The following is a 12,731-nucleotide window of genomic DNA, read 5'->3' on the forward strand; positions in this document are numbered from 1 at the left end:
CGGGCGGTGCGGGCCGCTCCCGCAGCCCTTGTGCTAAGCTCGAACGGCTTCCCGGGGCCGGGGTTTGCAGGATGTCGTCGTCGAAGCCGATCTACAAAGTCATCTTCGTGAATCAAGGCAAGATTTACGAGATCTACGCTCGGCAGGTCAGCCATGGAGGCCTGTTCGGGTTCATCGAGGTCGAGAAGCTGGTCTTCGGTACCCGCTCCACGGTGGTCGTCGACCCGTCGGAGGAGCGGATCCGGAGCGAGTTCGAGGGCGTCAAGCGCACCTACCTGCCGCTCCACTCCGTCCTTCGAATCGACGAGGTGGACAAGCAGGGCACGAGCAAGATCACGAACGTCGAGGGAGGGAACGTGGCGCAGTTTCCGCTCGCGATGTACTCCCCGCCCGGCACCGGCGGCAAAAGCGGTCCGCGCGAGTCTTGAGCGGCGCGACGATGCGTTTCGCATCGCTCGCGAGCGGCAGCCGGGGCAATGCGCTGCTCGTCGAGTTCGGCGACACGCTGCTGATGATCGACTGCGGCTTGACGCTCCGCGACGTCGAGGAGCGGCTCGGCGCTCTCGGCCGCTGCCCCGCCGACGTCGCGGGAGTTCTCGTCACGCACGAGCACCACGACCATCTGCGGGGCGTCGCACCCTTCGCTCGGCGTCACGACGTGCCGGTATGGATGACGCCCGGGACGGCGCGGGCGGCCGACGGCTTCGGCGAGGTCAACGTCCTCAGCAGCCACCGCCCGTTTCGGATCGGCGGCATCGCGGTCGAGCCCTTCCCGGTGCCGCATGACGCGCGCGAGCCGTGTCAGTTCGTGCTGCGGGCCGGAGGGCGGCGCCTGGGCGTGCTCACGGATACCGGGCACGTCACGCTCCACATCCGCGAGCGGCTCTCGCGCTGCCACGCGCTCGCGCTCGAGTGCAATCACGATGCCGAGGAGCTCGCGCGAAGCAGCTATCCCCCGTCCGTGAAGATGCGCGTGGCGTCGCCGTACGGCCACTTGAACAACGCTCAAGCCGCCGCTCTCGTCGAGAGCTGCGTGCACGCCGAGCTGCAATGGGTCGTTGCGATGCACGTCAGCGAGCGCAACAACTCGCCGGAGCGCGTGCGCGGCGCCCTCGCCCCGGCGCTCGACCCGGCCCGAATCCCGCTCCACGTCGCCGAGCAGGATCGCGTGAGCGGCTGGCTCGAGATCGCGTAGTGGTATCATCTGTGCTTCCCCACCGCGATCACTGAGCTTCGGCAGCTACCCGATGACGATGCTGCAGCTGGCCGGCCCGACGGCCGAGACGGCGTTCCGGCTGAGCAAGCTGCGCGACGCGCTGCGCGGGCGGGTCCCCGGCATCGAGGACGTGTCCGTGCGCTTCGTCCACTACGTTCATCTCGCGCGGCCGCTCGACGCTCGCGAGCGGGAAGTCCTCGCTGCGCTGCTCGCATACGGGGAAGGCGCCGGCAGCGACGAATCGGCGTCCTGCTTCCTCCACGTCGTGCCGCGCCTCGGCACGATCTCGCCGTGGGCGTCGAAGGCCACGGACATTGCGAAGATGTGCGCGCTACCGGTGCGCCGTATCGAGCGCGGGCGCGTGTACGCGTTGCGCGTCGCCGCTCCCCTCGGCGCGGCCGACGTCGGCCGCATCGCGCCGCTGCTCCACGACCGCATGACGGAGACGCTGCTGACGGCGCCCCCCGGCGAGGAGGTGCTGTTCGCCGAGCATGCGCCGCGCCCGGCCGCGGCCGTCGACGTGCTCGGCGGCGGCGCGGAAGCGCTCGAGCGCGCGAACGCGGATCTCGGCCTCGCGCTCTCGGCCGACGAGATCGATTACCTCGCCGCGCAATTCGCCGCGCTCGGCCGCAACCCCACCGACGTCGAGCTGATGATGTTCGCGCAGGTGAACTCCGAGCACTGCCGGCACAAGGTGTTCAACGCCGACTGGCTCATCGACGGCGAGGCCGCGCCGAAGAGCCTGTTCCAGATGATCCGCAACACGTACGCGGCCGCGCCGCACGGCGTGCTTTCGGCGTACAAGGACAACGCCGCCGTGCTGCGCGGGGCGATGACCGAGTGGTGGTTCCCGGATCCCGCCACGGGTCAATACCGCGGCATCGAGGAGGCGGCGAATCTCGTCGTGAAGGTCGAGACGCACAACCATCCGACCGCGATCTCGCCGTTTCCCGGCGCGGCGACCGGCTCGGGCGGCGAGATCCGCGACGAAGGCGCGACCGGGCGGGGCGCGAAGCCGAAGGCGGGGCTCACCGGCTTCACGGTCTCGCACCTCCACGTGCCGGATTGGCCGCAGCCTTGGGAGAGCCGTTCGCCGGGGACGCCGGACCGTATCGCGACGCCTCTTTCGATCATGCTCGAGGCGCCGATCGGCGCCGCGCAGTTCAACAACGAGTTCGGCCGGCCGAACCTCGCGGGATACTTCCGAACCTGCCTTCTTCGCGCGGACGGGGAATGGCGGGGCTATCACAAGCCGATCATGATTGCCGGCGGCGTCGGCAACGTGCGCTCGCAGCACGTCGAGAAGCGGCGCGCGGGGCCGGGTGCGAAGCTCGTCGTGCTCGGCGGTCCGGCCATGCTGATCGGTCTCGGCGGCGGCGCCGCGTCGTCGCAACGGAGCGGCGCGGGCGAGGAAGCGCTCGACTTCGCGTCCGTGCAGCGCGGCAATCCGGAGATGCAGCGGCGCGCCCAAGAGGTGATCGACACGTGCTGGGCCCTGGGCGAGCGCAATCCCATCGCCGCCATCCACGACATCGGCGCCGGCGGGCTCTCGAACGCCGTGCCGGAGATCGTCGATCACTGCGGCTGCGGCGCGCGGATCGAGCTTCGCAACGTGCCGAGCGACGAGCCCGGCATGAGCCCGATGGAGCTCTGGGCGAACGAGTCTCAGGAGCGTTACATGCTCGCGATCGAGGCCGACGCGCTGCCGGTCTTCGAGCGCATCTGCGAGCGGGAGCGATGTCCCTATGCAGTGATCGGCGAGCTCACCGCGGAGCGAGATCTCGTCGTCGAGGACGCGCACTTCGGCGACCGTCCGGTCGACCTTCCGATGGACGTGCTGCTCGGGCGGCCGCCGAAGATGACGCGCCGCGCCCGGCGCGTTTCCCCGACGCTCGACGCATGGGATACGCGCGGTATCCGGCTCGACGAAGCCGTCGAGCGCGTTCTCGCGTTCCCGGCCGTCGCCGACAAGTCCTTCCTGATCCACATCGGCGATCGCACGGTCGGCGGCACGTCGTCGCGGGATCAGCTCGTCGGGCCGTGGCAGGTGCCGGTCGCCGACGTCGCGGTCACGACGTCCGGCTACACGGGCTACACGGGCGAGGCGATGGCCGTCGGCGAGCGAACCCCCGTCGCGATCGGCGACGGCGCGGCGTCCGCGCGGCTCGCCGTCGCCGAGGCCGTGACGAACATCGCTGCAGCCGACGTCGAGGCGCTCGGGGACGTGCGGTTGTCGGCGAACTGGATGGCCGCTGCCGGATTCCGTGACGACGACTGGCAGCTCTACGAGATGGTCAGAGTCGTCGGCGAGGAGCTTTGCCCGGCGCTCGGCATCGCCGTGCCGGTCGGCAAGGATTCGTTGTCGATGCGTACCGTCTGGCGCGCCGACGACGGCGAGGAGCGCTCCGTGACCGCTCCCGTGTCGCTGATCGTGTCCGCGTTCGCGCCGGTCGGCGACGTCCGTCGAACGCTGACGCCGGAGCTGCGGAGCGACGCGGGCGACACGCTCTTGGTGCTGATCGATCTCGCGGGCGGCCGCACCCGGCTCGGCGGCTCCTGTCTCGCGCAGAGCTTCGGCGTGTACGGCGGCGAGCCGCCGGACCTCGACGATCCGGCGAAGCTGAAGGCCTTCTTCGCGGCGCAGCGCGCGCTTCGCGAGGCCGGGCTCGTGCTCGCATATCACGACCGCTCCGACGGCGGCGTGCTCGTCACGCTCGCGGAGATGGCCTTCGCATCGCGCGCTGGCCTCGACGTCGACGTGCCGGACGACGCGGATCCGCTCGCGTGGCTGTTCGCCGAGGAGCCGGGCGCCGTGCTGCAGGTGCGGCGCGCGGATCTTTCGAGCGTGCGCGCGATTCTCGCCGCGCACGGCCTCGAGCAGGCTGCCCGGCCGGTCGCGGCCCCGGCCGCGCACCGCGACTTCGTCGTGCGCCACCGCGGCGACGTCGTGTTCCGCGCGCCGCGCGTCGCGCTGCATCGGCACTGGTCCGAGCTCACGTATCGGATGCAGGCGCTCCGCGACGATCCGGACTGCGCGCGCGAAGCGAGGGACGCCCGGCTCGACGAGGACGATCCGGGGCTCTCCGCGCGCTTGACGTTCGATCTCGCGGCCGAGGTCGAGGCCCGGCCGCGCGCGCACGCGCGCCGGGTGCGCCCGAAAGTGGCGGTGCTTCGCGAGCAGGGCGTGAACAGCCATCGCGAAATGGCTGCGACGCTCGAGCGCGCCGGGTTCGATGCGTACGACGTGCATATGAGCGACCTCTTCGCCGGACGGATGCGGCTCGACGGGTTGCGCGGTCTCGTTACGTGCGGCGGCTTCTCGTACGGGGACGTGCTCGGCGCCGGAGAAGGGTGGGCGAAGTCGATTCTCTACAACGACGGCCTCCGCGAGATGTTCGCCGAGTTCTTCGCGCGGGAGGACGCGTTCGCACTCGGTGTCTGCAACGGCTGCCAGATGCTCGCCGCGCTGAAGTCGCTGATCCCCGGCACGGATGCATGGCCGAAGTTCGTACGCAATCGCTCCGATCAGTTCGAAGCCCGCCTGTCCATGGTCCGGATCGAGCCGAGCCCTTCGATCCTGCTTCGCGGAATGGTCGGGTCCGAGCTGCCGATCGTCACGTCGCACGGCGAGGGACGTGCCGCCTTCGCCGCGGCCGAGCATCTCGAGCGCTGCGACGCCGGGCTCACGGCGCTGCGGTACATCACGAATCGGGGAGAGCCGGCCGACCGCTATCCCGCGAACCCGAACGGATCACCGCGAGGCATCGCGGGCCTGACGAACGAGGACGGACGCGTGACGATCGTGATGCCTCACCCGGAGCGCGCGTTCCGCACGGTGCAGCACTCGTGGCATCCGGCGGATTGGGGCGAGCACGCGCCGTGGCAAAAACTATTCGACAACGCGCGCGACTGGGTCGGCTCCGTGAGCTGAACGTGCGCCTTCGCGTCTGCGCCGGCCCGGCTCCTCGAGTGCCGCTCGCCTTCATTCCCGTTTCGGGCCTTTTCCGCACGCCGTAATACACGAGCCGCGTCGGCAAACGTCGTACGATCGCGACGTCTCCAAGCGGAGACACGTTGCCGAGGCGAAATCGCAGCTCTAGGGTGCAGAAGCGGCGGCCGGGCTGCGCGCGGAGAGCGCTGCGAAACGGCGCCGCGGGAAGAGTGAGACCTGGCTCATAGATTCGGCCGGTACGCGCGACATAAGGTGTGGGAGCCGAACCGGGACGCGACCCAACCGCGCGAATCGAGTATCGACGGTATCGGGACGCACCGCGCTGCTGCGGTCCACGTTCGCCGGCACCGCCTTGCGTCGGCGCCGTCAGACGGCGATGCAGCTCGGGAACGATGGTCGAAGCCGCAGCAATGATAGTTAGCCGTTCGATTAAGTTTGCGGTTGCCGTCGCCGCGATCGCGGCCGGCGAGGGACATGCGGCACTGCCATCTCCCGGGGCGCAAGCCCCGGACTTCGTCTTGAAGAGCGTCGCCGGCAACAACGTTCGGTTGTCCGAATATCGCGGCGAGGTCGTGATGGTCGTCTTCTGGGCGGCGTGGTGCGGCGACGATTGCCGCGCTCAGCTCGAGCACGCCGCCGAGCTTCACTCGGTCTATCGCGACGCGGGGCTCGCGCTCGTCGCCGTGAGTCTCGACGAGGACCGTGACGACGCCGCGTCCGCAGCCCGATCTCTCGGCGCCGGGTATCCGGTCCTGCACGATGCCGGCGGATTCGTGGGGCGCCTTTACGACGTGGATTCGCTGCCGACGCTGATCCTGGTCGATCGGCGCGGCGTGGTGCGCCGGGTTTTCGTCGGCTACGAGACCGGCGACGAGCAGGCTTACCGCGCCGGCGTACGCGACCTGCTGCGCGAGCTTTGATCGCCGTCATCGGTGCTCGACAACGGACCGCGGCGAAGGCGATGAACCGGGAGCGGCCGACGGCCGCCGGAGCGAAGCAATGAGAAGAATCTCGACGAGGGCGAGGTATGGGCGCCGCGCGCATGCGCGAGCGGCCGTTGCGGCTCTGCTGCTGACCACGGCGGCGACGGGCATCGTCGCCGCGGACGACGTTGCCGCGCCGGCCGCGTCTTCGCCGGCTGCCGCCGCGCCCGCGCCCGACTTCGGCGCGGGCCCGGAGGAGACCGCGGCGGCGAGCGCCGCGGAGGTCCGCACGCTGGACGAGGAGGTGCAGGACCTGAAGGAGCTCGCGGTGGAGCTGAATCGCGATCTCTTCCTGCTCGAGGAGGAGCTGCTATTCCCGTCGAGCACGCAGGTCGCGGTATTCGTCTCGATGGACGTCGGCGAGTTCTTCACGCTCGATTCCGTCGAGCTCGAGATCGACGGCAAGAACGTCACGAACTACCTCTACACGGACCGCGAGGTCGACGCGCTGTTCCGCGGCGGCGTGCAGCGGCTCTACGTCGGCAACCTTCGCGCCGGCGAGCACGAGCTGGTCGCCTTCTTTACCGGCCGCGGGCCTCACGAGCGCGACTATCGCCGCGGCGCCACGCTCGCGTTCGAGAAAGGCATCGGTCCGAAGTACATCGAGCTGCAAATCTCCGACAGCGAAAGCCGCCTGCAGCCGGAGTTCGTCGTGAGGGAGTGGGAGTAGAAACGTGCGCCGCGCCGACGCGCGTTCCGCTTTCGCCGCGGCCGTCGCGGCCGCTTGGGTCGCGTTCGCCGTGCACGGCACGGCCGCGGCGGCCGAGGAGCCCGACGACGCAGTGCGCGATCTCGTGTTCGGCGAGGTGCTGTTTCATTTTTACCGCGAGGACTATTTCGCCGCGTTGACGCGCCTGCTGGCCGCCCGCGCCCGCGGCGAGCTGCCTGCGAACGACGCCGAGTCGGAGCTCTTGCTCGGCGGGCTCTGGCTCTCGTACGGGCAACACCGCCTCGCGGGCGAGATCTTCGAGCGCGTGCTCGCGGCGCACGAGGACCCGGCCGTTCACGATCGTGCGTGGTTCTTCCTCGCGAAGATCTGGCGCCAGCGCGGCTATCTCGCCGAGGCCGAAGCGGCGCTTGCGCGAATCGGCGGCAATCTGCCGCCCGAGCTCGAGCCCGCGCGGCGCCTGCTCGAAGCGCAGGTGCTGATGGATCAAGGGCGGTTCGATGACGCGGAAGCCGTGCTCGAGGCCTGGGAGGAGCCGACCGAGGAGTGGGTCGGCTATGCGCGCTACAACCTCGGCGTTGCGCTCGTGCGGCTCGGCCGGATCGACGAGGGCGCGGTGATGCTCGAGCGCGTCGGAGCGGCGGAGCTCGACGAGACGGCGAACGAGGAACGGCGAGCTTTGCGCGACAAGGCGAACGTCGCGCTCGGCTATGCGTGGCTGCAAGCCGGCAGGCCCGCGTTCGCGAAACCCACTTTGCAGCGTGTGCGGCTCGACGGTCCGTTCTCGAGCAAGGCGCTGCTCGGCGTCGGGTGGGCGGACGCCGAGCTCGCGGATTACCGGAGCGCGCTCGTGCCGTGGCTCGAGCTGAAGGACCGCAACGTGCTCGACGCCGCCGTGCAGGAGTCGCTGCTCGCCGTGCCGTATGCGTTCGCCGAGCTCGGCGCCGATGCGCAGGCCGCGGATCAATATCTCGACGCCGTCGCGGTCCTCGACGAGGAAATCGGGCGCATCGACCGCTCCATCGAGGCGCTGCGCGGCGGCGGCCCGATCGACGCGTTGCTCGCGCAGCCGGGAGACGAGGCGAGCGGCTGGTACTGGCGTCTCGAGCGCGTGCCGGACACCGTCGAGAGCCGCTATCTCTACGAGCTTCTGTCGACGCACCGTTTTCAGGAGGCGCTGAAGAGCTACCGCGACTTGAAGCTGCTCGTCCGCAACCTCGACGAGTGGTCGGCGAGCGTTGCGGCGTTCGACGACATTCTCGATACGCGCCAGCGCGCGTACGAGCAGCGCCTGCCGGCCATCAATCGCAGCCTCGAGGAGATCGACCTCGAGCGGATGACGACGCGCCGCGTGCAGCTCGAGTCGCGCCTCACGATCATCGAGCGGACGCACGACGCCGTCGCGCTCGGCTCCCCCGATCAGCAGCGGCTGTGGCGGGAGCTGAACGCGCTCGAGCCCCGGCTTGCGCTTCTCGGCCGCGACGCGGAGGCGGATGCGCTGCGTGTGAAGCAGCGCTTCCTGAAGGGCGTGCTGCAATGGGAGCTCGAACGGGACTACAAGGCGCGGCTGTGGGAGGAGAAGGCCGCTCTCCAGAAGCTCGACCTCGCGCTGAAGGAGGCGCAGGCGCGGCGCTACCGCGTGACGACCGCACGCGACGCGTGGCCTGAACGGTTCACGGCGTTGACCGAGCGCGTGGCCGCGCTCGAGCCGCGGCTCAGCCGGCTGCAAGACTCCGCACGCGCCGCGCTCGAGCGCGAGCGCCGCCTTCTCGAGTCGATGGCGATCGAGGAGCTCGAGGCGCGGCGCGAGCGACTCTCGACCTATCGACTCCAGGCGCGCTTCTCGCTCGCGGCGCTCTACGACCGGGCAGCGGCGCGCGCGGCCCCGCCGACGGCCGAGGCCGCCGGGGAGGGGTCGTGAGCGGGGGACCGATTCTCGCGCTCGCGGCGCTCGCGGCCATCTGGCCGTTCAATCGCGATCGCGGCGACGAGGCGACGGGCACGATCAAGGATCTCGAGTCGCGCGTCGTCGAGGTCGATACGGAGACCGAGATCGACGCCGGCGAGCGGAAGGCGATCGAAAGCTATCGCGCGTTTCTCGAGCTCGCCTCCGAGGATCCGCTGCTCCGCGCCGAGGCCATGCGCCGGCTCGCGGATCTCGAGATCGAGACGGCGGAAGCGGAGCAGGCGGGGCGCGACCTCGACGCGATCGGCGCCGCTCTCGCGGACAGCATCGAGCTTTATCGCCGCCTGCTCGAGAGCTACCCGAGCTATGCGAAGAACGATCTCGTGCTGTATCAGCTCGCGCGTGCATACGAGGCGCGCGGAGACATCGAGCGCTCCCTCGCAACGCTCGATCGGCTCGTCACCGAGTATCCGCGGACGCCGCACCTGCACGAGGCGAACTTCCGCCGCGGGGAGGCGCTGTTCGTCGCGGAGCGCTACGCGGAGGCCGAGGAGGCCTACCGCCGCGTGCTCGACGCCGGTCCGGGCACGGCGTTCTACGAGCAATCGCTCTACAAGCACGGCTGGTCGTTGTTCAAGCAGCTGCGCTACGAAGAAGCGCTCGACTCGTTCTTCGCGCTGCTCGACCGCGAGCTCGCCGTGACCGACGGCGGGGATCCCGCTCTCGTGTATCAGCGGATGGGGCGCGCGGAGCAGGAGCTCGTCACGGACAGCTTGCGCGTCGTATCGATCAGCTTCTCCTACCTCGACGGTCCCGCGTCGATCGCGCGCTACCTCGACATACACGGCACGCGGCCTTACGCCTACATCGTCTACAAGAGCCTCGGCGACCTGTATCTCGAGCAGGAGCGATTCCAGGACGCGGCGGCGGCCTACCGCGCGTTCCCGGACATGGATCCGTGGCACGAGAAGGCGCCGCTGCTCCAGGCGGAGGTCGAGGAAGCGTTCGAGCGCGGCGGCTTCCCCGATCTCGTGCTGGACGCGAAGCGGGCGTTCGTCGAGCGCTACGGTCCCGCGAGCCCGTACTGGCAGCGCTACTCGCTCGAGGAGCAGCCGGACGTCGCCGCTCGGCTCGAGGGCGATCTGACGGATCTCGCCGCGTACCATCATGCCGAGGCGCAACGCACGGGCGCGCCGGAGGAGTATGCCGAGGCCGCCCGCTGGTATCGGACCTACCTCGCGTCCTTCCCGTCCGCGGAGCAGGCGCCCGAGATGAACTTCCTGCTCGCGGAGGTCCTGTTCGAGAGCGGCTCGTATCGCGACGCCGCCATCGAGTACGAGCGCACGGCGTATGCCTATCCCTACCACGAGCAAAGCGCCGAGGCGGGCTATGCGGCGCTGCTCGCCTACGGCCGCCACGAGGAGACGCTCGACGGGACGGCGCGCGCCGAGTGGCATCGGCGCGGCATCGACAGCGCCCTTCGATTCGCGTCGACGTATCCGGCGGACGCACGCGCGCCCGCCGTCGAGACGGATGCGGCCGAGCGGCTGTTCGAGCTGGGCGAGCTCGCGGCCGCGCGCGACGTCGCGCAGCGCGTGCTGGCCCGCGAGCCGGCCGCCGATCCCGGGCTCCAACGCGTCGCGTGGACCGTGGTCGCGCACTCGGAATTCGATCTCGGCGCGTACGACGCGGCCGAGGCCGCTTACCTGCGGCTCGCGGCGTTCGTGCCGCCCGACGATCCCGAGCACGACGCGCTCGTCGAGCGGATCGCGTCGTCGATCTACAAGCAGGGCGAGCAGGCGCAGGCGCGCGGCGACGATCGCGCGGCCGTCGAGCATTTTCTCCGCGTCGGCACGGCCGCGCCGGGCTCGTCGATCCGCGCGACGGCGGAGTACGACGCCGCGGCGGCGCTGATCCGCCTCGAGGACTGGCCGCGCGCCGCCGCCGTGCTCGAAGGTTTCAGGCAGCGCTTTCCCGAGCACGAGCTCGCGGCGGACGTGACCGCGAAGCTTGCGGTCGCGTATGTCGAGACGGGGGACCTCGCGCGCGCGGCCGCCGAGTTCGAGCGCGTCGCGGAAGCGGACGGCGACACGGCCGTGAAGCGCGAAGCGTTGTGGCGCGCGGCCGATCTCTACATGCAGAGCGATCTCGACACGCAGGCCGCGGCCGCGCTCGAGCGCTACGTCGAGCAGTATCCTCGCCCGGCGCCGGTCGCGATCGAGGCCCGCCGCCGCCTCGCCGACCTCGCGATCGAGCACGACGACTACACGGCGCAGATGCGCTGGCTCGCTGCGATCGTCGAGGCCGACGCCGCTGCGGGGGACGAGCGGACCGACCGCACGCGGCTCCTCGCCGCGCGCGCCCAGCTCGAGCTCGCGGCGCCGCTCCGCAACGCGTTCCGCGCCGTGCGCCTGGTCGCTCCGCTCGAGGAGAGCCTGGCCGTGAAGCGCGAGCGCATGGAGGCGGCCCTCGCGGCATACACGAAGGCGGTGGACTACGGCATTGCCGACGTGACGACCGCGGCGACGTACGAGATCGCCGAGCTCTACCACACGCTCGGCCGTGACCTGATCGAGTCGGAGCGCCCCGCGGATCTCGACGCGCTCGCGCTCGAGCAGTACGAGATTCTTCTCGAGGAGCAGGCGTTCCCGTTCGAAGAACGGGCCATCGAGGTGCACGAGGTCAACACGGCGCGCGCGGCGGACGGCGTATACGACGAATGGGTGCGCAAGAGCTTCGAGGCTCTCGCAACGCTCGTGCCCGTGCGGTACGCGAAGCACGAGATCGGAGAGACCATTGTCGCCACGCTGCGCTGAGCTCGTCGTGCATCGATGCGCGCCCTGGATCGGCGTGCTGGCCGCGCTGCTCCTCGCAGGCTGCGGCGCGTCCGCGCCGACGCGCCCGGACGAGGCCGGAGCTCCGGCGCCCGCCGAGAGCGTACCGGGCGCCGCACCGGAAGACGTGCCGGAAGCGGCGGTCCGGTCGCACGAGCTCGCGATCGCGGCGATGCGCCGAGGCGACTTCACGGAGGCCGAGCTCGAGCTCGAGCAGCTGATGCTCGCGTATCCGCAGCTGCCGGGGCCGTACGTGAACGCCGCGATCGTCTATCGGCGCGACGGCCGCGACGCGGATGCGCTCGCGGCGATCGAGCGCGCGCTCGAGATCGATCCGGGACACCCGGAGGCGAACAATCAGCTCGGCATCCTGCTGCGCGAGTGCGGCGATTTCGCGGGCGCCGAGCAGGCCTATCGCCGCGCGCTCGAGACCCGGCCCGACTATCCGCTCGCGCTCTACAACCTCGGCGTGCTGCTCGATCTCTATCTGCGCCGCCCGGCCGAGGCGCTCGCGCTCTACGAGCGATACCAGGCGGTCAGGCCGCAGCCGGACGAGACCGTGGCGCTTTGGATCATCGATTTGCGTCGACGCGTCGAGGCGGAGGATGCCGCGGCGCGCGTCGCGAAGGAGGAGGGCGGATGACGCGAACGCCGGCTCTGCTGCTGCTTGCCGCGCTGCTCGCCGCGCCGGAAATTTCCCGCACGCAGGACGCCGACGCGCGCCGCGCCGAGCGCGACGCCGTGGCCGAGCTCGAGCCCGCGGTCGACGTGAGCGGATCGCCGCCGCCGGCGCCCGCGCCGGCTTCCGCGGCAGCGGGCGAGAGCGTGGGCCTCGAGCCCGCGATCGACGTGGGCGAACCGCCCCCGCCGGCGCCCGAATCGGCCCGCGCCGCGGCCGCCGCCGGCGCAGGTCGCGCGTCGGCGTACGACACCCTCGATCTGGGAACCACGTCAATCACGGGTAATCGCGAATTGCCTAAGGTGCTCTACATCGTGCCCTGGAAGCGGTCCGATCTGGGCGATCTCGTCGGCAGGCCCGTGAACAGCTTGCTCGACGAGGTGCTCGCGCCGGTCGATCCCGAGGTGTTCGAGCGGCATCTCGACTATTACCAAGCGCTTTACGGACAAGGCGCCCGGGCTGCGACCGGGGATGCGAAATCCGAGGAGGAGTGA

9 protein-coding genes are annotated in these 12,731 nt (G+C 70.4%); all 9 read left to right on the forward strand.

Translation table 11 applies throughout. The features are described 5' to 3' along the window. The first annotated feature begins 71 nt into the window (after positions 1-71). Positions 72-428, forward strand: a complete 357-nt coding sequence (locus tag VF329_13830; GenBank protein HEX7082083.1) for a DUF1820 family protein — start codon at positions 72-74, stop codon at positions 426-428. A gap of 11 nt (positions 429-439) precedes the next feature. Beyond that, the gene (locus tag VF329_13835) at positions 440-1,195 is read left to right on the forward strand and encodes an MBL fold metallo-hydrolase (protein HEX7082084.1); all 756 of its coding nucleotides are present in this window, start codon (positions 440-442) and stop codon (positions 1,193-1,195) included. Between the two features lie 58 nt (positions 1,196-1,253). Beyond that, positions 1,254-5,147 carry a phosphoribosylformylglycinamidine synthase gene (purL, locus tag VF329_13840; protein ID HEX7082085.1) on the forward strand — a complete coding sequence of 1,298 codons (3,894 nt, stop codon included), beginning with the start codon at positions 1,254-1,256 and terminating at the stop codon, positions 5,145-5,147. 431 nt (positions 5,148-5,578) lie between these two features. Beyond that, positions 5,579-6,088: a TlpA disulfide reductase family protein gene (locus tag VF329_13845; protein ID HEX7082086.1), complete on the forward strand. Its 510-nt coding sequence runs from the start codon at positions 5,579-5,581 to the stop codon at positions 6,086-6,088. A gap of 79 nt (positions 6,089-6,167) precedes the next feature. Next, positions 6,168-6,821 carry an AraC family transcriptional regulator gene (locus VF329_13850; GenBank protein ID HEX7082087.1) on the forward strand — a complete coding sequence of 218 codons (654 nt, stop codon included), beginning with the start codon at positions 6,168-6,170 and terminating at the stop codon, positions 6,819-6,821. A 4-nt stretch (positions 6,822-6,825) separates the two neighbouring features. Further along, entirely contained in the window at positions 6,826-8,739 is a 1,914-nt protein-coding gene (locus tag VF329_13855; protein HEX7082088.1) for a hypothetical protein, read from the forward strand. Continuing rightward, complete coding sequence (locus tag VF329_13860) at positions 8,736-11,540, forward strand: tetratricopeptide repeat protein (protein HEX7082089.1); 2,805 nt, start codon at positions 8,736-8,738, stop codon at positions 11,538-11,540. The genes VF329_13855 and VF329_13860 overlap by 4 nt, the downstream gene beginning before the upstream one ends. After that, positions 11,521-12,201, forward strand: coding sequence for a tetratricopeptide repeat protein (locus VF329_13865; protein ID HEX7082090.1), 681 nt, complete (start codon positions 11,521-11,523; stop codon positions 12,199-12,201). Before VF329_13860 ends, VF329_13865 begins: the two co-directional genes overlap by 20 nt. Further along, entirely contained in the window at positions 12,198-12,731 is a 534-nt protein-coding gene (locus VF329_13870; protein HEX7082091.1) for a hypothetical protein, read from the forward strand. Before VF329_13865 ends, VF329_13870 begins: the two co-directional genes overlap by 4 nt.

The sequence above is a fragment of the Gammaproteobacteria bacterium genome (genome assembly GCA_036381015.1).
GTDB lineage: Bacteria > Pseudomonadota > Gammaproteobacteria > Steroidobacterales > Rariloculaceae > ZC4RG20.

Coding starts and splice junctions, on each gene's coding strand:
- VF329_13830 (HEX7082083.1), top strand. CDS start 72: ATGTCGTCGTCGAAGCCGATCTACAAAGTCATCTTCGTGAATCAAGGC.
- VF329_13835 (HEX7082084.1), top strand. CDS start 440: ATGCGTTTCGCATCGCTCGCGAGCGGCAGCCGGGGCAATGCGCTGCTC.
- purL (HEX7082085.1), top strand. CDS start 1,254: ATGCTGCAGCTGGCCGGCCCGACGGCCGAGACGGCGTTCCGGCTGAGC.
- VF329_13845 (HEX7082086.1), top strand. CDS start 5,579: ATGATAGTTAGCCGTTCGATTAAGTTTGCGGTTGCCGTCGCCGCGATC.
- VF329_13850 (HEX7082087.1), top strand. CDS start 6,168: ATGAGAAGAATCTCGACGAGGGCGAGGTATGGGCGCCGCGCGCATGCG.
- VF329_13870 (HEX7082091.1), top strand. CDS start 12,198: ATGACGCGAACGCCGGCTCTGCTGCTGCTTGCCGCGCTGCTCGCCGCG.